The sequence below is a fragment of the Acrocarpospora corrugata genome (genome assembly GCF_009687845.1).
Taxonomy (GTDB): domain Bacteria; phylum Actinomycetota; class Actinomycetes; order Streptosporangiales; family Streptosporangiaceae; genus Acrocarpospora; species Acrocarpospora corrugata.
The window spans coordinates 143,804-163,838 of record NZ_BLAD01000037.1 but is presented as its reverse complement, the minus strand read 5'-3'; the positions used below and the strand labels follow the sequence as shown (position 1 = coordinate 163,838).

The window sequence follows — 20,035 nt, the reverse complement described above, 5'->3', positions numbered from 1 at the left end:
AGACATGGTGCATGACCGCCTTCGCGTCGTTCGCTGTTCGGCACCTGGCATCATGGGCGCCCGCCTCGGAGATGCTGCTGGGCGAAGCGCCGGGAGTCCATTCATTAAGCTGAGACCGAATCGGGCGATGGGGGCGATATGCAGGCGCGGCTGACCTTTTCGGTGAATGATCTGGCCGAAACCCGGTTCGCTGTGACGCCAATGTGGGAGGTCGTCACCAGCTTCAGAGCACTGGCCGCCTCAGCGGTGCCGGAACCGCACCGCGGCTGGGCCGATCAGGTACGGCCTCGGCTCGCCGCCGCGGGTCTCGACCGCGGTTGGCTGGCCGACATGATTCCGCCCGCCGGCCACCTGCCCGACTTCCTGAATCCGGCACCCGCGACCGCCTCCCCCGGCCTTTCCGAAGAGCTGGCCGCCATCGAGGCCACCGACCCCGAGCTGGTACGGCGGGACCTCGACCGACTGGCCTCCCAGCGCGACAATCAGCTGTCTCCGCGGTTGCGGAGTTTGCACCACAACCCTCCGGCCCACCTGCCCAGGATCGTCGCGGAGATCGAGGCTTACTGGCGGCTCGCGATGGCGCCCTATTGGGACCGGATCCGCTCGGTGCTGGAGGCGGATATCTTCCACCGGGGCCGCCAGGTGGCCGAGCGGGGTACCGCCCGGGTGCTACAAGAGTTGCATCACACGGTGCGCTGGGACGGCGGCAGCCTCCAGCTGGTGCAGCGGGACTGTGACATCACCAGGATCGAGACGGGGGCGGGGCTGCTCCTGGTGCCGTCCGTGTTCGCCTGGCCGCGGGTACTGACCAGGTCCGTCAGGTCGGAGCCGCCCCAGCTCGCCTACCCGGCGCGCGGGATCGGCACGTTGTGGGAGCCCCGGACGCGTACGCACCCGGAAACGCTCGCCGCCGTGATCGGCCGCTCCCGGGCGCTGATCCTGGCTGAGCTGGACTCACCCACGTCGACCACCGAACTCGCCCAGCGGTCGGGCCTTTCCGCGGCGGGCGTGTCCCAGCACCTCACCGCGCTGCGCGCCGCCGGGCTGACCAGCACTCACCGGGTGGGCCGCTCGGTGCTGTACGCGCGTACCGGACTCGCCGACGCCCTGCTCGCCGCGCACGCGTGAGCCCGTGATGGCCACCCCTTCGGCCCGCACACGTGAGCACGTGGGCGCGTTCCCCGAATGTCAGTGGGCGGCCAGGATTGCGGCGTTGACGAGTTTCGCGGCGCGGTCGGCGGTGGTGAAACCCGGTTTCGGGCCCGAATAGTAGAGGGACGCCGTGACGTTGGCGGTTTTGAACATGACCGTGGTCTGGTGGTAGCCGGTTTCGCGGCGAGTCCAGCTGTAGGTGGCGTCGCCGACGGTTTTCGTGGCTCTCAGCTGGGTGCCCGGGTAGCGTTTGGGCTCGTCCATCATGGTCGCCTTGGTCATGTCGAACATCGACTGGGTGGTGTCGGTGGCGGTGAACTGGGTCTTCTGCAGGTTGATGAACGCGGCGTTGGGGCCCGTCCACATGCACGAGTCGTGGGTCTGGAACTGGCGCTTGACCGGGCCGCCCAGCAGGACCCGGGACTGGGCGGGGGTCAGCAGGTCGCAGGCTTCGGGGTTGCCCTTGAGCAGGACGGGCGGCGTGCGAGGGTCCGCCGAGGGGTCGGCGGTGCCGCGCGAGGTGGCCTCGGTGGTCGTTTCGGGGGTCGCGGTGAAGGACGGGAGCAGGTCGCCGCGCCACAGGACGACGCCGACACCCGCAAGCAGCGTCACCACCAGCACACCGCCGACGATGTACGGCGTGGCGGAGGTGCTCTTGGGCGCGGACAGATTAGTGGGGCCCGTGGGACCGCCGGGAGCGAGGTGACCGGGCTGGCCGGCGGGGATAAAGCGACCCGGTTGGCCCGCCGGACCGGTGGGAGCGAGGTGGCTCGGCTGACCAACGGGCCCGGTGGACGCAAAATGACCCGGATGGCCCGCGGGGGCGGGGCGACCGGGACCGGCGGAGGCGTACTGACCCGGCTGACCCCCGGGACCGGCAGGGGCCGGGTGACCAGAACCGGCCGAGGCGTACTGACCCGGCTGACCCCCGGAACCAGCGGAGGCGGGGTGACCAGGCCGGACAACCGGACCGGCGGGGGCGAAGTGGCCCGGCTGGATAGCCGGGCCGGCGGGGGTGGTGGGGGCGCTGCCTCCGGTGATCGCCTGGAACTGGGCGGCGGCGTAGCCGGGTGGGCAGCGACGGGCCGGGTCCTTCTCCAGGATCGCGGCGAGTACGGGGGCCAGCGGACCCGCCAGGCGCATCGGATGCGGCTGGTGCATCAGCACGGCGGCCATGACCGCGGCGTTGTTCTCGCGATGGAACGCGGTGCTGCCTTCCACGGCCGTGTACAGCGTGGCCCCGAGGGACCACAGGTCCGCCATCGGTCCGTCCGGTTCGCCACGCAGGCGTTCCGGGGCCATGTAACCGGGCGAGCCGCTCAGCACGCCGGTCTGGGTGAGCTGCGCGTCGCCCTGCACCGTCGCGATGCCGAAGTCGGTGAGCAGCACCCGGCCCTGGTCGGTGATCAGCACGTTGCCGGGCTTCACGTCGCGGTGCAGGATGCCCATGGCGTGGGCGGCGTTGAGTGCGTCCAGCATGGTCAGGCCGATCGCGGCCACCCGCTGGGGCGGGAGCGGGCCGCTGGTGCGGACCAGTTTGTCGAGTGACTGGCCGCGGATCAGTTCCATGATGATCCAGGGGCGGCCGCCGTCTAGGACCACGTCGTGGACGGTCACGATCGACGGGTGGGAGCGCAGGCGGGCGGCGGCGCGCGCCTCGCGGAGGGTGCGCTCGCGCATCTCGACCAGCTGGGCTTCGCCGAGGTCGGGCGGGAGCAGGACTTCCTTGATCGCGACTTCCTGGCGGAGCAGTTCGTCCATGGCCTGCCAGACCGTGCCCATGCCGCCCTGGCCGATGGGTGACAGGAGCCGGTATCGGTCGGCGAGCAGGGTCACTTCGCCGGTCCCGCGGCCGGGGTGATGCCGCGCGCGATGTTCACGCGCTCGAAGGACCACTCCGCCACGGTTTCTCCCTATGCGAGCAGGTTCTGGCGGGTCAAACCGTACTTCATCACACGGTGCCCGCTCATCCTGAAGCGGCGAAGTTCTAGGTTCTGCGGCGCCCTATCAGAGTGCGGATCGCGAGCAGGCCCGCGGCGACGGCGGTCGCGGTCGCGAGGCGGTGTCCGCCTCTGTGCGGCGACACCTCGGCGGGGGTCGCCGCGAGAGCGTCGGAGAGAGCGGAGAGAGCGGGAGGCGGTGGCTCGCCCGCCTGGGTGTACGGGTGGGCGGCGTCCATGCGCTCGGCGCCCTCCGGCCGGTCGTCGGCCACGTCCGGCCGACGTGGCGGTTGCGCCCGCGGCCAGTCCACGTCGCCCGGGTCGGCGGTGGACGGCGTCGCCGCTTCGGGCCGGGTGGCCGCCGCCGGGCGGACCTGCGGAACGTTGAGCGAGCCTGACACGCTGTCGGGCAGTTGCTGCCCTATCTCGGCCCGCCGCGCGCCCACTTTCCCCGCCGTAACCGGCTCTACCGGCGTCATCTCCGAATCAGTCTCGGCCATGAAACACCCTCCCCACGGGATATATCCGGCTTTGTCCTGTTAATGGCCCTACCCGCGCTTCCTGCCCAAAACCTTCGATCTGGGGGAGATCGACCTTGACCACCCACTCCCCCGGAGGCCAGAAGGCGGCCGTCACGGGAGAACGCCGGCCTCGACAGCGCCGATCCGGACGATTCCCGGGCGTTCCATAGCCGCACGTCCTGGCCGTCACACGACGCCCAGCGAGCCTGACTAGGCCCGGCCCAACATGATCAACCGGCTTCAGCCCTACTCGATGTAGCCCGTCTCGGGATCGACCTGTGCCAGGAAGCTGCGGATCGCCGCCTCATGGTCGGCCATGGTTGACGCTCCGCCGTCGGACCGCGCCGAGCCGAAGCCATATCCGGGGTTCGGCCCTGAGATCCATGCGTAGTCGTACTGGCCGGGGCGATCCCCCCGCGCAACGACATCGAACACCTCGCCGTCGACCTCAACGCGAACAGAAGAAGACATGCGGTCAGACTAGACAGGTCCCGCTCCGGCTCATCATGGCCACGGTCACCACGATGGCCGCCGTCCGACACATGCCCGGCGGGCAGGTCCACGGGACCTCGCGCCTTTCGACGCGCCGTCTGAGGCGGGTCCGTGTTCCCCGTTGCCAAGGTCGACCAGCTTCGTCCGCGCCGCGCTGATTCGATTAACGGATCAGGCGCCGCTCGGACGCCGCCGTTGTCAAGGCCTTTCTGGACGCTCAGGAACAGGCCCGGCTTCCCCCGGGCGTCCAGCCAATCGGCAGCCGGTGAGTCGGCACGCCGGCGGTGGCCGGTACGGATGGTGGCGGCGTTTCCCGGTGCGGCGCATGAAACTTTCACGCCCTCGGTGTTCGACTCCGTCTCGCCGGGCGGCGGTCTGAGCGATCGTCCCAGATCGGAATACCCCGCAGGGAACACCGGCAAGTTCTTCCGCTAACAGGTGGCTCTGGGGGCGGGTGATGTATACCGTGGCGGAGAACTCGCGCCAAGTCCCACCTGTTCGAGGTGGGAGCGTTCCCACGATCCCTTCGGCTGTCGCGGGTTCGATGGAATTCGGCCAGATTTCGTGGGCTGCGTTTTCGGCCTGCCGTTAATGGCCACCGCGGAAGAGTACAACCGTACAGAGCAAGATGGGAGCGCTCCCAGTGGTTAGAGCCCGTGAAGTTCGTTCGGGGACCATGCCGTGACGCGGGCTGAGCTCTCGCCTGCCCAGCGGTCCCGGCTCGCCCAGCGGTTCAGGCAGGGCGCGGCGGCCCTGTCGATCCAGCGACGGCCCGAGGGCACCTCGCCGCCGATGTCATACGCGCAGGAGCGTCTCTGGTTCCTGGAGCAGTATGCGCCGGATACGCCGGTTTACACCGTCGCCTTCGCGGTCCGGGTGGACAGCGCCATCGACGAGGACCTGATGGCCGCCGCGCTCGGGGACCTGACCGCCCGGCACGAAGCCCTGCGGATGCGGTTCGCGGCCACCGAGGACGGCGAGCCCGAGGTCCTCCTGGACGGGCCCGACGCCGAGTTCTCGGTGGACGACGACCTGGCGCGGCTGCGGCACGAGCTGGACCGGCCGTTCGACCTGGAGCGCGGGCCGCTGATCCGGGTGGTCGTGATCAGGCTCGGCGGGGACGAGTCGGTGCTGCTGCTGTCCATGCACCACAGCGTCACCGACGGCTGGTCCTGCGACATCGCGATGGAGGAGCTGTTCGCGCTCTACACCGCCAGGCGGGCGGGGACCGAGGCGCGGCTGGCCCCGATCGCGGTGCAGTACGGCGACTACGCGCGCTGGCAGCGGGACCGCTCCCATGAGAAGGACCTCGGCTACTGGCGGCGTCAGCTGGCGGGGGTGCCGCCGCTGGACCTGCCCACTGACTTCGCGCGCCCGCCGGAGCAGCGCTGGGAGGGCGCGGCCTGCGACATCGGGATCGACGCCGAGCTGACCGAGGCGCTCACCCTGCTCGGGCGCGGGCACGGCGCGACCAGGTACATGACCATGCTGGCCGCGTTCCAGGTGCTGCTGGCCCGGTTCGCCGGCCAGGAGGACTTCGCGGTCGGGTCGCCGGTGTCGGGGCGGGACCTGCCGGAGCTGGAGCGCATGGTGGGGGTTTTCATTAACTCCCTGCCGATGCGGGCGGACCTGTCCGGGGATCCGACGTTCGCCGAGCTGCTGGCGCGGACCCGGGAGACGGCGCTGGACGCGTACACGCACCAGGAGTTGCCGTTCGACCGGCTGGTGACCGAGCTGGCGGTGGAGCGGGACGTTTCCCGGCCGCCGGTGTTCCAGGTGCTGTTCGCGCTGCACAACTACCGGTCGAGCTGGCTGCGCACGCCGGGGCTGACGCTGGAGGCGTTCCCGGTTCCGACGGTTTCCAGCCGGTTCGAGCTGGCGTTGTATCTGTTCGAGACGCCGGGCGGGCTGACGGGGACGTTCATCTACTCCACGGCGCTGTTCCGGCACGACACGATGGAGCGGTTGAACGCGTGTTTCCGAAAGCTGCTGCGGTCGATCGTGGCGAATCCGGACGCGCGGATCTCGGCGCTGGACCTGGTGCCGGCGGAGGAGACCGCCGAGGTGCTGGCCTTCGGGGCGAGTGAGCCGCCCGCGCCTTTCACGACCGCGGGAACGCTACACGAGGCGATTTCCGCTCAGGCCGCCCGTACGCCCCTGACCACGGCCGTCGTGTCGGGGCCGAAGTCGCTCACGTACGCGGAGCTGGACGGGCTGGCGGAGGAGCTGGCGGATCGGCTGCGGCGGCTGGGGGCCGGGCCGGGGCATCGGGTGGGGATCTGCCTGGAGCAGTCGGTGGAGTCGGCGGTCGCGGTGCTGGGGGTGCTCAAGTCGGGGGCGGCGTATCTGCCGCTGGATCCGGAGCATCCGAAGGATCGGCTGGCGTTCGTGCTGTCGGACGCGGCGGCCGAGCTGGTGGTCACCGAGGGCGCGCTGCTCGATCGGCTGCCGGACGGGGTCAGTCCGGTCCTGATCGGGGAGGCCCCGCCGGGCGGGGACCTGTGGCGGGGTGAGGCACCGTCGCCCGGGGATCTGGCGTATGTGATCTACACGTCGGGGACGACCGGGCGGCCGAAGGGCGTCGCCGTCCAGCATCGCGAGGTCATGACTTATCTGGCGGGGGTGCACGAACGTCTCGGGGTCGAGCCGGGCGCGTCGTACGCGCTGTTGCAGTCGCTGGCGTTCGACTTCGCGGTGACGGTCTTCTACCTGTGCCTGATGACCGGCGGCACTCTGGACCTGATCCCGTCCCGGACGGCAGGCCCCGATTTATCCGCATATTTCCGGAAGCGGCCGGCGGACTACCTCAAGATCACGCCGTCTCATCTGGCGGCGCTCTCGGCCGACACACCGGCAGCCGAACTGTTACCACGAAAAATGCTGATTCTGGGTGGCGAAGCGGCCGACAGCGGGTGGGCGGCCGAGCTCGCCCGGATCTGCCCGGTGGTCAACCACTACGGCCCGACCGAAGCCACGGTCGGCGTCACGACATACCGGATCGAAGGCGCCCACCAAGGCACGCTGCCGATCGGCAACCCTCTCCCCGGCGCGCGCGTCCACGTCCTGGACCGCCACCTCCGCCCCCTCCCGGTGGGCGTCCCCGGTGAGGTCTATCTCGGCGGCGACCGCCTGGCGCGCGGCTACCTGAACCAGCCCGCGCTGACCGCCGAGCACTTCGTCCCCGACCCTTACGGGGATCCGGGCGCGCGCATGTACCGCACCGGCGACCTGGCCCGCTGGCTCCCGTCCGGCGATCTGGAGTTCCTGGGCCGCCGCGACCACCAGATCAAGATCCGCGGATACCGGGTCGAACCCGCCGAGATCGAGGCCGTCATCGGCGGCGCGTGCGTGGTCGTCCCCCGCAACGGCCGCCTGGTGGCCTACCTCACCGGCGACCCCGTCCCCGACGAGGAGCTACGCGACCGCCTGGCCCGGACCCTGCCGGAGTACATGATCCCCGCCCAGTTCGTCTGGCTGGACGAGCTCCCCCTCAAATCCCACGGCAAGATCGACCGGGACCAGCTCCCCGACCTCGCCCCGGCCACCGCCGAGTACGTGGCCCCGGCCACCGGCTCCGAGCAGACGGTGGCCGCCATCTGGGCCGACCTGCTGAACGTCGAGAACGTCGGCGCGCTGGACGACTTCTTCGACCTCGGCGGCCACTCCCTGCTCGCGATGCGGGTGATCGCCCGCCTCCGCAAGGCCGCCCCGCACCGCACCGTGACCGTCCTCGACCTGTTCAAACACCGCACGGTACGCGACCTGGCCCGGCTCCTTGACACCGGCGACAGCGGCCCGAAACGTTTCCTGCACCGCTTCACACCCCCCAGGAAGACGACCAGGGGCACCCTCGTCTGCGCCCCCTACGGAGGCGGCAGCGCGGTCATCTACAAACCGCTCGCCGACGTCATGCCGGACGACTGGCAGCTGCTGTCCATCGCCGTCCCCGGCCACGAGCTGGGCGAACAGGGCCGCCCGATCCCTGAGGTCGCCGACGGCTGCGTGGCCGAGATCCTGGCGAACGTCACCGGCCCGCTCGTCCTGTACGGCCACTGCGGCCTGGGCGTGATGCTCACCGTGGAGATCGCCCGCAAGCTGGAGGCCGCCGGCCGCGAGGTGGCCGCGATCTACCTGGGCGGCATCTTCCCGTTCGGCCGCCCGAAGGGCCGCCTGGCCGGGCTCTCCCGGGTGATGGAACGCCTGCGCAGCGACCAGATCTGGGCGAACGCCCTGCGGTCCGCCGGCCTGGACCTGGAAGACCTCGACCCGGCCCAGCTCAAACTGGTCATCGAGAACCGCCGCAGGGGCACCAGGGAGGCCGAGCAGTACTTCACGAACCTGTTCGAGCAGGGCATGGACCGGCTGCGCGCCCCCGTCATCTCGGTGGCCGGGGAACGCGACCCGGCCTGCGAGTTCTACCAGGAGCGCTACCGCGAGTGGCACCTGCTGAGCGACGTCGCCGCCGGGGTGGTGCTGGACGAGGCCGGGCACTTCTACCTGAAGTACCGCGCCGAGGAGCTGGCGGCGATCGTCACCGGCACCCATGTCGCGATCGCGGCGGACGCCACCGAGCCGCTGCGGCGTACCGAACGGTCGACCTGGTGGCTTCAGGGGCTGTCCCGCGCGGACGTCGAGGCGGACGAGGAAGGGCTGCTGCTCGGGCCCAAGCCGAGCATGCGCCGGTTCTTCGTGGTGGCCGCCGGGCAGCTCGTCTCGTGGACGGGCTCGGCGCTGACGGACTTCGCCATCCCGGTGTGGATCTACATCACGACGGGCTCGCTGGCGAACTTCACCATGTTCGCGGTGCTCGGGCTGGTTCCCGGCATGCTCGTGTCGCCGCTCGCGGGGGCGATCGTGGACCGCTACGACCGCCGCACCATCATGATGATCGGCGATCTGTGCGCGGGCGGGGTGCAGCTGATCCTCGGCATACTCGCCTGGACCGGAAATCTTGAGGTCTGGCACATATATCCGCTGATAGTGGCGCTGTCGCTGTCGTTGACGTTCCAGCGGTTCGCCTACATCTCAGCCATCCCGCAGCTGGTGCCCAAGCAGTATCTCGGGCACGCCAACGGGATCGTGGCGACCGTCACCGGCTCCTCGATGCTGCTGGTGCCGCTGCTCGCGGTCGGGCTGATGTCGGTGATCGGGCTCGGCGGCATCCTGGCCCTGGACGTGATCAGCTACCTGTTCGCGACCATCGTGCTGGCGTTCGTCCGGTTCCCCCGCACGATGGCGTGGCGGCGCAGGGAAGGGCTGCTGACCGAGATCGCGAACGGCGTCCGGTACTCGTGGGGCAACTACAACTTCCGGTCCATGCTGCTCTGGTTCGCGGTGCTGAACGTGTTCCTGTCACCGCTGTTCCTGATGTTCTCGCCGCTGGTGCTGTCGTTCGCGACCCTGGCCGACATCGCCAGCGTCTCGCTGGCGGGCGGGATCGGCGGCCTGCTCGGCGGCCTGGTGATGACCGTGTGGGGCGGGCCGCGCCGGCACCGGCTGCGCGGGGTGTTCCTGGCCACGCTCGGGCTGGCGGTGTTCGCCGAGGTGGCGGGCGCGCGGTCGGACCTGACCGTGATCGCGCTGGGCGCGTTCGGGATGGCGTTCTTCCTGACCCTGGTGAACGGCCAGTACGCGACGATCATCCAGGTCAAGGTCCCGCAGCGGTTCCACGGCCGGGTGATCGCGCTCAACACCCTGGTGGCGTGGTCCACCCTGCCGGTGGGTTACATCGTGGTGGTGCCGTACGGGTCCGAGCTGTTCAAGCACATCGGCGTGGCCACCGGCCTGGGCCCGGACCGCGGCATCGGGCTGCTCTACCTGGTCTGCGGCCTGGCCATCGGGATCATCGCGGTGACCGCGCTCCGGATCAGGACGCTGGCCCGCTTCGACGAGGAGGTGCCGGACGCGGTGCCCGACGACCTGGTCGGCACCGAGGCGCTGAAGAGCCGGTTGGAGAAGGTCGCGCCATGACGCCAGAGGATCGTACCCAGCTGGTGAAGAGGCTGGCCGGGCTGCCGCCCGCGCGGCGGGAGGCGCTGCTCAGGTCGCTGGCCGAGCAGGCGGACGGGATGGCCTGGCCGCTCTCCTCCGGCCAGGAGCGGCTGTGGTTCCTGAGCCGGTTCGACCCGGCCGACACCGGCTACCACATCATGTGGCACGTCCGGCTGCACGGCGAGGTGAACCACGCGGGACTGGTCTGGGCATTCTCCCGGATCGTGGCCAGGCACGAGGTGCTGCGGACCCGGTTCCTGCTCCGCAACGACCGGCCGGGACAGGTGGTGCGCGAGCCCGAGCAGGTGCCGGTGGAGCGCATGCCGGGCGGTGAGGCGGCCGTCGCCGGGTTCGTCAACCGGCCGTTCGACCTGAGCAGGGACCTGCCGATCAGGGTGGCGCTGATCGAGGACGGGGACGCGCACCTGCTCTGCATGGTGATCCACCACATCGCCGCGGACGCCTGGTCGCTGGACGTGCTGATGCGCGAGCTGGCCGAGTGCTACGCCGCCTACCGGGAGAACCGGGAGCCCGTGCTGGCGGCGCTGCCCCTGCAGTACCGGCATTTCGCCGTGTGGGAGCGGAAACGCCAGGACCAGCAGCGGCTGGACTGGTGGACGCGCTGGCTGACCGGCGTGCCGGTGCTGGACCTGCCGGTCGACATGGCCCGGCCGAAACGCTGGAGCGGACCTGCCGTCCGCGAGTACGTCGCGGTGCCCGACGACGCCACCACCCGGCTGGAGGAGCTCGCCCGCGAGGAGCGCTGCACCCAGTTCATGGCCCTGGTGGTGGCGTTCCAGGCCAGCATGGGCCTGCTGGCCGGTCAGGACGACTTCTGCGTCGGCGTGCCGGTGGCCGGGCGGAGCCGGGCCGAGTTCGCGCCGCTGATCGGCTGCTTCTCCAACACGATCGCGCTGCGCGCCGACCTGTCCGGCGACCCGACCTTCCGCGAGCTGCTGCGCCGGGCGCGCGGGCCGTTCATGCGGGCGCTGCAGAACGCGGACGCGCCGTTCGAGCGGGTGCTCAACGCGGTGCAGCCGGCCAGGGACCTGAGCCGGCCGCCGCTCTGCCAGGTGGTCTTCAACCTGACCCACGACCTGCCGAAGGCCGACCTGTTCCGGACCACGCTGGGCGACCTGCGGGTGGAGACGTGCGAGCCGCTGCGGGTCACCCAGGCCAGGGCGGAGGTCTTCGGCGAGATCTACCGGGACGCGAACGGCGTCGGCGGCTGGCTGGAGTACAACAGCGACCTGTTCTCGGCCGAGACGGGCCGCCTCTTCGGGGAGATGTTCAGCGGCCTGGTCCATTGGGCGGGCAACCACCCGGACCTGCGCCTATCCCATCTGAAAGGCAAACGATGAGCCTGATAGCGCGATGGCGCGACCTGACTCCCGAAGCGGTCGCGGTCAGCGGCCCCGGCGGCGACCTGACCTACGCGGAGCTGCACCGCCGGGTGGCCGCGCTGGCCGCCATCCTGCGCGGGCGCGGGGTCGGCCCGGAGCAGCCGGTCGGGCTGTGCCTGGAGCGGACCACCGGGATGCTGGTCGCCGTGCTGGCCGTGTGGGCGGCCGGCGGCGCGTACGTGCCGCTGGACCCGGCCTTCCCGGAGGACCGGCTGCGGCTGATGCGGGAGGACGCCGGGATCCGGCTGGTGGTGACCCAGCCGGGCGTGGACGAGCGGCTGCTGGCCGGCGTGCCCGAGGTGCTGACGATCAGCGACGACGGGATCTCCCCCGAGCTGGCCGAGCCGGGGGTGTGGCCGCACGGCGATCTCGCGTACCTGATGTACACCTCCGGGTCGACCGGCCGCCCGAAGGGCGTGGCGGTGCCGCACCGGGCGGTGACGCATCTGCTCGAGTCGTTCGCGGACACGCTCAAGCTGGCCCCCGGCGATGTCTGGCTGGCGGTGACCACGCTGTCGTTCGACATCTCGGTGCTGGAACTGCTGCTGCCGCTGACCTGCGGGGCCCGGGTGGTGATCGCGGCGTCGGCGGAGACGTCGGACGGCCCGGCGCTGCGGGCCCGCGCGGTCGCCGAGGGCGCGACGGTCATGCAGGCCACCCCGGCCGGGTGGCGCATCCTGCTCGAATCGGGCGGCGTGCCGGAGCATGTCGCGATCCGCCTGTGCGGCGGCGAGGCGCTCCCCCGCGACCTCGCCGACGCGCTGCTGGCCGACGGCGCCCGGCTCTGGAACGTGTACGGCCCGACCGAGACCACCGTCTGGTCGGCGGCCGGCACGGTGGCCCCGTCCCCCGCGCCGGTCGCCCTCGGCGACCCGGTCGGCGACACCGGCCTCTACGTGCTCGGCCCCGGCGGCGACCCCGCCGAGGAGGGCGAACTGCACATCGGCGGCGCCGGCGTCGCCCGCGGCTACCGCGGCCTGGCCGCGATGACGGCCGCCCGGTTCGTGCCGGACCCGTACAGCGCCCGCCCAGGCGCCCGCATGTACGCCACCGGCGACCTGGTCCGCCGCACCGCCGCTGGGCTCGAATACCTGGGCCGGGCCGACCAGCAGGTCAAGGTGCGCGGCTTCCGGATCGAACTCGGCGAGATCGAGACCGCGCTCCGCTCCGGCGTCGAGGTCCGCGAAGCCGCCGCGGCCGTGCATCCGGGCCCGGACGGCGTCGCCCGGCTGGTCGCCTACGTGGTGCCGCGCGAGGCCGACCCCGGCGCGCTCTGGCCGGTGCTGCGCGAACGGCTGCGCCGCAGCGTGCCCGACTACATGGTGCCCGCGCACATGGTCACCCTGGAGGCGCTGCCGCTCACCCCGAACGGCAAGCTCGACCGGGCCGCGCTGCCGCCGCCCGCCTGGACCAGGGCCGGCACCGTCCCCTACCGGGAGCCGGTCACCCAGGTCGAGCGGGAGCTGGCCGCCATCTGGGGCGAGGTGCTCGGCGTGGCCGAGCCGATCGGCGTGGACGACGACTTCTTCGACCTGGGCGGGCACTCGCTGGCCGCCACCCAGATCATCGCCAAGATCCAGGCCAGGTTCGCCATCGCGGTGCCGATCGTGCTGCTCTTCGAGCATTCCACGGTGGCGGCGCTGGCCCGCGAGATGGAGCTGTTCGACCCCGACGACCTGGACCTGGACGAGGTGGCCTCGCTCCGCGACCAGCTGGACGGGCTCAGCGCCGAGGACCTGGCCGCCATCTTCGACGACCTGGCGGCCGGGCAATGAAAGCCCCCCTCTCCCCCGCGCAGGAACGCCTCTGGCTGCTGCAACGGCTGGAACCGGAGAACTCCTCCTACAACCTCTATCTGGTACGGCGGCTGACCGGCCCGCTCGACCGGCCCGCCCTGGAGCGCGCGTTCGCCCAGCTCGCGGAGCGGCACGAGAGCCTGCGCACCAGGTTCGCAGACGAGGAGGGCGTGCCCTGGGCGGTCGACGCGCCGCCGCCCGCGGTGTCCTGGCGGCGCGCGCCCAGCGTGGCGGCGGCGGAGGAGCTGGTGGTCGAGCTGGTCGGGCGGCCGTTCGACCTGGCGGAAGGGCCGCCGGTGCGAATCTCGGTGATCGAGATCTCGGCCGGGGAGCACGTGCTCTGCCTGGTGCCGCATCACATCGTCGCGGACGGCTGGTCGCTGGAGATCCTTCTGGCCGACCTGGCCGAGTGCTACGCCGGGCGGGCGGGCGAGCTGCCGCCGATGGCGATCCAGCCGAGTGACTACGCGCGCTGGCAGAGCAGGCGGGCCGAGCGGGCGGTGCCGTACTGGCTGGAGCGGCTGGCCGATCCGCCCGCGCCCGACCTGCCGTTCCGGGCGGTCGGCGCGGGGAACGGGCGGGGCGCGTTCCACCGGGTGGAGGTTCCGTCCGCGGTGGTGCGCGGGCTGGAGCGGGTCGGCCGGGAGCGGCGGGCGACGCTGTTCATGGTGCTGACCGCGGCCTACCAGACCCTGGTGTCCCGGCATACCGGGCAGCGGGATGTGCTGGTGGGGACGGCGGTGGCCGCGCGGGAGCGGGCCGGGCTGGACTCGATCGTCGGGTTCCTGTCCCAGATCGTGGTGCTGCGCGGCGACCTGAGCGATGATCCGGCCTTCACCGAACTGGTCGACCGGACCAGGGTGGACGCGCTGGCGGCGCTCGGGCGGCCCGGGGTGCCGTTCGAGCGGTTCGCGCAGCCCGCCGACACGCTGGTGCCGAGCATGTTCATCCTGCACAACCAGACGCCGGGCAAGGACGGCTCGTTCGGCGGGCTCACCATGACCCGGTTCGAGGACGGCTACCGGCAGGCCCGGGTCGACCTCACCATCGACGCCTGGCATGACGGCAGCCGGATCCTGATGTCGTTCAACTACGACACCGGGCTGTTCGACGAGGACGACGTCCGGCTGCTGGCAGAACGTTTCCTGCGGCTGCTGGAGTCGGTGGCGTCCGATCCCGCGGTACGGGTGTCGCGGCTGGTGATGGCCGATCCGGTGCCCGCCGAACTCGCCCGGCCGGTACGGGCGGAGCCGTTCGCGCTCGGTGGCGCGCCCGACGCGGTCGCGGTCATCTGCGGGGACGAGTGGGTGACCTACCGGGAGCTGGACGCCAGGATCGAGGAGATCGCGGGCACGCTGCCCGTCAGGTCCGGCCAGCTCGTCGGCGTCTGCCTGCCCCGGTCGGTGGACGCGATCGCGACCCTGCTCGCGGTCTGGCGGCTTGGGGCCGCGTACCTGCCGCTGGACCCGGACGATCCGGACGACCGCATCGCGTCTCTGGCCCGGCCCGCGCACTGGCTCGTCACCGCCGACGGCGTCACTCCGGGCGGGGGCACCGGGACGTATTCCGGCGCGGCGTACGTGATCCCCACGTCCGGGACGACCGGGGTGCCGCGCGGCGTGATCGCCGAACGGGCCGGGGTCGAGGCGCGGGTGGCGTGCATGCGGGAGGTGTACCGGATCGGGGCGTGGGACCGGGTGGTGCAGTTCTCGGCGCTGAGCTTCGACGCGCACGTCGAGGAGGTGTTCCCGGCGCTGGCGGCCGGGGCCGCGCTGGTGCTGCTGCCCGACGGCGCGCCCACGCTGCCCGACCTGCTGGGGTCCGCGCCGGGACGCGAGGTGACCGTGCTGGACCTGCCCACGGCGTACTGGCACCGGCTGGTGGACGTGCTCGACGAGATCCCCTGGCCGCCCGCGCTGCGGCTGGTGGTGCTGGGCGGCGAGCAGGTCATGGCGGCGTCGGTGGAGAAGTGGCGAGACCGGTTCGGGGACACCGTGCGGCTGGTCAACTCCTACGGGCCGACCGAGGCGACGGTGATCGCGACCATCGCCGACCTGGGCGCCGAGGACGCGTGGCGGCGGCCGTCCATCGGGACCGCGATCGCCGGGGCGTCGGCGGCCGTGCTCGACGGGCAGGGCCTGGCGGCTCCCGCCGGGGTGGTGGGCGAGCTGGCCCTGGGCGGGGCCGGGGTGGCGCGCGGCTATCTCGGGCGGCCGGGGCTGACCGCGAGCCGGTTCGTGCCTGATCCGGACAATCCTGGCGAGCGCCGGTATCTGACCGGGGACCGGGCGCGCCGGCGGGCGGACGGAAAGCTGGAGTTCCTCGGGCGGGCGGACGACCAGCTGAAGGTGCGCGGGTTCCGGATCGAGCCAGGCGAGGTCGAGAGCCACCTGCTGGCCCATCCCGAGGTGGCGCAGGCGTACGTGACCGCGCGGCAGGACGATCTGGTCGCCTACTACGCGGGCACCGCCGACCCGGTCGACCTGCGGGCCGACCTGGTCGCCCGGCTGCCCCGGCAGCTGGTGCCGACCGTGTGGGCCAGGCTGGACGCGCTGCCGCTCACCAAAGGCGGCAAGGTGGACAGGGCCGCGCTGCCCGAGCCGGGCCGTACCGGGGCCGCCGAGCGGGTGCTGCCGCGCACCGACGCGGAAGGGTTCGTGGCGTCGATCTGGTGCGGGCTGCTGGGCGTGCCCGAGGTCGGGGTGTTCGAGGACTTCTTCGAGCTGGGCGGGCACTCGCTGCTGGCGACCAGGATGGCGGCCAGGATCCGGGCCGGGATCGGGGTGGAGGTGTCCATCCGCACCCTGTTCGAGCAGACCACGGTGGCCGGGCTGGCCGAGGTGCTGGAGGACCTGCTGCTGGCCGAGATGGCGGCCGAGGAATGATCTCGCCGGATCAGCGGGCCGCCCTGCTGGACCGGCTCGCCAGGGTCGCGCCCGAGCGGCGGGAGGCGCTGCGGCGCACCCTCGGCGAGAAGCAGGGCGTGGCCGGGCCGCTCTCCACCGGGCAGGAGCGGCTGTGGTTCCTCAGCCGGTTCGACCCCGCCGACACCAGCTACCACGTGCCGTGGTGCGTCTGGCTGCGCGGGCCCGTACGGCCGGAGCTGCTGGCCGCCGCGTTCACCCGGATCGCGGGCAGGCACGAGGTGCTGCGGACCCGGTTCCGGATGACCGGCGCGGGGCCCCGGCAGTTCGTCCTGCCGCCGGGGCCGGTGCCGCTGGAACGGGGGGAGCTGCTCGGGGATCCGGCGCCGCCGGTGGACGCGTTCGTGAACCGGCCGTTCGACCTGGAGGTGGAGCCGCCGTGGCGGGTGGCGCTGCTGCGGGTCAACGACCGGCACATGCTGCTGTGCATCGTGCTGCATCACATCGCGGCCGACGGGTGGGCGCTGGATGTGCTGATGCGGGAGCTGGCCGAGTGTTACGCGGCCGGGGCCGAAGGGCGGGAGCCGGAGTTGCCGGAGCTGCCGCTGGCGTATACGGCGTACGCGGCGGCGGAGCGGGAGCGGGACACCGGGCCGCAGGTGGCGTTTCTGGCCGAGCGGCTGGCCGGGGTTCCCTTTCTGGACCTGCCGGCCGATCGGCCGCGGCCGGCCCGGTGGACCGGGCGGGGGGCGGCCGTGCGGTTCCAGGTGCCCGGCGAGACCGTGCGGGGGCTGGAGCGGTTCTCGCGGCGGGAGCGGTGTACGCCGTTCATGGTGCTGATGGCGGCGTTCCAGGCCACGCTGGGGGCGGTCGCCGGGCAGGAGGACTTCTGCGTGGGGGTGCCGGTCGCGGGGCGCTCCAAGGACGAGTACGCGCCGATCATCGGGTCGTTCGCCAATACTTTGGCGGTGCGGGCGGATTTATCGGGAAATCCTGGGCCGGTGGAGTTGGCGAAGCGGGTCCGGAAGACCGTGATCGCGGCGATGACCCGGGCGGACACGCCGTACGAGAAGGTGATCGCCGCGCTACGGCTGCCCCGGGACCTGAGCAGGCTCCCGCTGTGCCAGGCGATGTTCGCGCTGCAGAACACGCCACAGGACGACATGCTCCGGCCCGATATCGGGGACCTGTCCGCCGAGTTCTATCCCGGGCCGGGGTCCCGCTACACCAAGGCCGAGGTGGCCGTGCAGATGTGGCCGCTGGGCGACGGTCTGGCCGGCATCCTCGACTACAGCGCCGACCTGTTCACGGAGCCCGCGATGCGAAGTCTGGCGGAGCGGTTCACCGAGACGATCGGCGCGTTCACGTATCCCGCTTAGCTCTCCTGGTGAAACGCGGCCGGGGACGCGTCTCACCCCACTGTCTGGGTGAGCGGAGACGAAGTGCTGCCCGCGTGGTTGGCGGTGCCCGCGTACGTGGCGGTGACGACGTGGTTCCCCACGGCCAGCGTGCTGATCCTGAGTGTGGCCTTGCCTGAGGCGAGGGCGACCGGCGCCCGGTCCACGCCGTCGACGGTGAAGGTGATCGTTCCCATGGGGGTTCCGTCACCTGGGGCCACCGGTTCGACTCTCGCCGTGAAGGTGACGTTCTGTCCGCTGGCTGATGGGTTGACCGACGCCGCCAGGGTCGTGGTGGTCAGACTCCGCGTCACAGTCTGAATCACAGGCGCTGCGGCACTGCCCGCATAACCGGTGCCGCCCGCGTAGGCGGCCGTGATCGTGTGATCACCCACCGCCAACGTACTTATCTTCAACTTGGCCTTGCCTGAGCCGAGGACGACCGGCGTCTGGTTCACACCGTCGATGGTGAAGGTGATCGTTCCTTCTGGGTTTCCCTCTCCTGGGGCCACCGGTTCGACCCTCGCCATGAAGGTGACATCCTGCCCGCTGGCCGATGGGTTGACCGACGCCGCCAGGGTCGTGGTGGTCAGACTCCGCGTCACAGTCTGGACCAGAGCCGCCGAGGCACTCCCCGCATAACCGGCACCGCCCGCATAGGCGGCCATGATCGTGTGATCACCCACCGCCAATGAACTGATCTTGAGCTTGGCCCGGCCCGAACCGAGGACTACCGGTGTCTGGTCCACGCCATCGATGGTGAAGGTGACCATTCCGGAGGGCACCCCGGCCCCGGGAACGGCACGTTGAACGGCTGCCGTGAAGGTGACGTCTTGGCCGCTGGTGGACGGATTGAGCGAGGTCGTTAGGGTCGTGGCCGTCGCGATGGTCGACGGTGATTCGACGACCTGGGTGAGAGGCGGAGCGGTGCCGGCGGCATGGACCGAGTCACCGGAATACGTCGCGACGATGGCGTGAGTGCCCGCGCTCAGCGTCGCGAGATCCAACCTCGCACTGCCGGAAGAAAGGACGGCAGGTTCCCGCGCGACACTGTCCACCGTGAACACCACCGACCCCGTCGGGGTTCCCAAACCCGCCACGGCCGGGGCCACCGTCGCCGTTATCGAGCCTGCCTGACCCACCGTCGACGGATTCGCCGATGAGACCACGGACAACGTCGTTGTCAGCAATCCAAGAACAAGGGTGACGTTGGTGGGGCTGGCGGTGACCGCTGGAATCGTCCTGTCGATTACCGGACTACCGCCCGGACCGTAGAGGGTGGCACCGGCAGCTCCCGAGCCCAGGAACGTGTGATAGCTCGTGGTGCCGTCCGTGCCGGTGGTCCCGCCGTTCGGGCGCACCCGCATGGTCCCGCCGCTGCCGGGAAACAACTCGACAGGACTGGCCACTTCGCCGACACCGAGACCCACATCCGATACAGGGTCGCCTGATTCGTCGATCACAGTGACATTCACCACCGCCAGCGGCAACGTCAGATCCCGCGTCACATCCCCGTCGCTGAGATCGACTTCAGGGGCGCCCCACTGAAAACTGGGAAGCTCATCGCCCGCACCGACTGAGTTCACCGTGAGCTGATGAACATTCGGCAACACCGACACCCTGAACGAGCCATCCGCACCGGTCTCACCGATCGCGCCATCTAGATTCACCTGAACACCCGATACAGGGTCACCCGACGACGAACGCACCACACCAGAAAACACCGCTGTGTCCGGAAAAATCAGCGTGATATCCGTAGGATCGGCGGTGATCGCGGGAATCGTCGCGTTGATCACCGGGCTACCGCCGGGACCGTAGAGAGTGACACCGGTGGAAGGCGACCCCAGGAACGTGCGATAACGGGTGATCCCGTCGGCACCCGTGATCCCGCCATTCGGACGCATCCGCATGGTCCCGCCACTCCCCGGATACAACCCAACGAGGCCGGTCACCTCCCCGACGCCGATGCTCACATCCGGCACGGGATCACCTGACTCATCGACCAGCGTGACATTCACCACCGCCAGCGGCAGCGTCAGGTCCCGTGTCACATCACTGCTGAGATCGATATCCGGCCCAACCCACTGGAAACTGGGAATGTCTTCACTCGCGCCTGGGATCGAATTCACCGTGATCTGGTGAACCCCCGGCGGCACCGACACCGTGAACGAGCCATCCGCACCGGTCTCACCGATCGCGCCATCGAGATTCACCTGAATACCCGGAACAGGATCACCCGACGACGAATTCACCACACCGGAGAGGACTACCGTGTGCGGGAAGATCAGAGTGACGTCGGTGGGGTCGGTGGTGATCGCGGGAATCGTCGTGTTGATCACCGGACTACCGCCGGGACCGTAGAGAGTGACACCGGTGGAAGGCGACCCCAGGAACGTGCGATAACGGGTGATCCCGTCGGCACCGGTGATCACGCCATTCGGACGCATCCGCATGGTCCCGCCACTCCCCGGATACAACC

At 70.9% G+C, this 20,035-nt stretch carries 10 protein-coding genes; 6 read left to right on the top strand and 4 right to left on the bottom strand.

What is annotated here, in order from left to right; translation table 11 throughout:
* The first annotated feature begins 138 nt into the window (after positions 1-138).
* Positions 139-1,128: an ArsR/SmtB family transcription factor gene (locus tag Acor_RS03965; protein ID WP_155335140.1), complete on the top strand. Its 990-nt coding sequence runs from the start codon at positions 139-141 to the stop codon at positions 1,126-1,128.
* Between the two features lie 60 nt (positions 1,129-1,188).
* Here the strand turns inward: Acor_RS03965 and Acor_RS03960 are convergent, their stop codons facing one another.
* The 3 genes from Acor_RS03960 to Acor_RS03950 form a co-directional block, all read right to left on the bottom strand.
* Entirely contained in the window at positions 1,189-2,988 is a 1,800-nt protein-coding gene (locus Acor_RS03960) for a protein kinase domain-containing protein (RefSeq protein ID WP_155335139.1), read from the bottom strand.
* Between the two features lie 151 nt (positions 2,989-3,139).
* Complete coding sequence (locus Acor_RS03955; protein WP_155335138.1) at positions 3,140-3,592, bottom strand: hypothetical protein; 453 nt, start codon at positions 3,590-3,592, stop codon at positions 3,140-3,142.
* A gap of 267 nt (positions 3,593-3,859) precedes the next feature.
* Positions 3,860-4,084 (bottom strand): hypothetical protein, encoded by a 225-nt coding sequence (locus tag Acor_RS03950; protein ID WP_155335137.1) that lies wholly within the window; start codon positions 4,082-4,084, stop codon positions 3,860-3,862.
* Between the two features lie 702 nt (positions 4,085-4,786).
* On the opposite strand from Acor_RS03950, the gene Acor_RS03945 reads away from it, so the two are divergent.
* Genes Acor_RS03945 through Acor_RS03925 form a run of 5 tightly spaced genes read left to right on the top strand, consistent with a single transcriptional unit; the run spans position 4,787 to position 17,538 of the window.
* Positions 4,787-10,075, top strand: coding sequence for a non-ribosomal peptide synthetase/MFS transporter (locus Acor_RS03945; RefSeq protein ID WP_155335136.1), 5,289 nt, complete (start codon positions 4,787-4,789; stop codon positions 10,073-10,075).
* On the top strand, positions 10,072-11,457 hold the full coding sequence (locus Acor_RS03940; RefSeq protein WP_155335135.1) for a condensation domain-containing protein: 1,386 nt from the start codon (positions 10,072-10,074) through the stop codon (positions 11,455-11,457). The genes Acor_RS03945 and Acor_RS03940 overlap by 4 nt, the downstream gene beginning before the upstream one ends.
* Positions 11,454-13,274: a non-ribosomal peptide synthetase gene (locus Acor_RS03935; protein WP_155335134.1), complete on the top strand. Its 1,821-nt coding sequence runs from the start codon at positions 11,454-11,456 to the stop codon at positions 13,272-13,274. The genes Acor_RS03940 and Acor_RS03935 overlap by 4 nt, the downstream gene beginning before the upstream one ends.
* Entirely contained in the window at positions 13,271-16,180 is a 2,910-nt protein-coding gene (locus Acor_RS03930) for a condensation domain-containing protein (RefSeq protein WP_155335133.1), read from the top strand. The genes Acor_RS03935 and Acor_RS03930 overlap by 4 nt, the downstream gene beginning before the upstream one ends.
* Complete coding sequence (locus Acor_RS03925; RefSeq protein WP_155335132.1) at positions 16,177-17,538, top strand: condensation domain-containing protein; 1,362 nt, start codon at positions 16,177-16,179, stop codon at positions 17,536-17,538. The genes Acor_RS03930 and Acor_RS03925 overlap by 4 nt, the downstream gene beginning before the upstream one ends.
* A 32-nt stretch (positions 17,539-17,570) precedes the next feature.
* Here Acor_RS03925 and Acor_RS03920 read toward each other — a convergent pair whose 3' ends face one another.
* Complete coding sequence (locus Acor_RS03920) at positions 17,571-20,009, bottom strand: Ig-like domain-containing protein (RefSeq protein ID WP_155335131.1); 2,439 nt, start codon at positions 20,007-20,009, stop codon at positions 17,571-17,573.
* Positions 20,010-20,035: the final 26 nt, after the last annotated feature.

What these genes read in the sequence shown, in the direction of transcription:
- Acor_RS03940 (WP_155335135.1), top strand. Translation starts at nt 10,072, where the DNA reads ATGACGCCAGAGGATCGTACCCAGCTGGTGAAGAGGCTGGCCGGGCTG.
- Acor_RS03925 (WP_155335132.1), top strand. Translation starts at nt 16,177, where the DNA reads ATGATCTCGCCGGATCAGCGGGCCGCCCTGCTGGACCGGCTCGCCAGG.
- Acor_RS03920 (WP_155335131.1), bottom strand. Translation starts at nt 20,009, where the DNA reads ATGCGGATGCGTCCGAATGGCGTGATCACCGGTGCCGACGGGATCACC.
- Acor_RS03930 (WP_155335133.1), top strand. Translation starts at nt 13,271, where the DNA reads ATGAAAGCCCCCCTCTCCCCCGCGCAGGAACGCCTCTGGCTGCTGCAA.
- Acor_RS03935 (WP_155335134.1), top strand. Translation starts at nt 11,454, where the DNA reads ATGAGCCTGATAGCGCGATGGCGCGACCTGACTCCCGAAGCGGTCGCG.
- Acor_RS03950 (WP_155335137.1), bottom strand. Translation starts at nt 4,084, where the DNA reads ATGTCTTCTTCTGTTCGCGTTGAGGTCGACGGCGAGGTGTTCGATGTC.
- Acor_RS03955 (WP_155335138.1), bottom strand. Translation starts at nt 3,592, where the DNA reads ATGGCCGAGACTGATTCGGAGATGACGCCGGTAGAGCCGGTTACGGCG.
- Acor_RS03965 (WP_155335140.1), top strand. Translation starts at nt 139, where the DNA reads ATGCAGGCGCGGCTGACCTTTTCGGTGAATGATCTGGCCGAAACCCGG.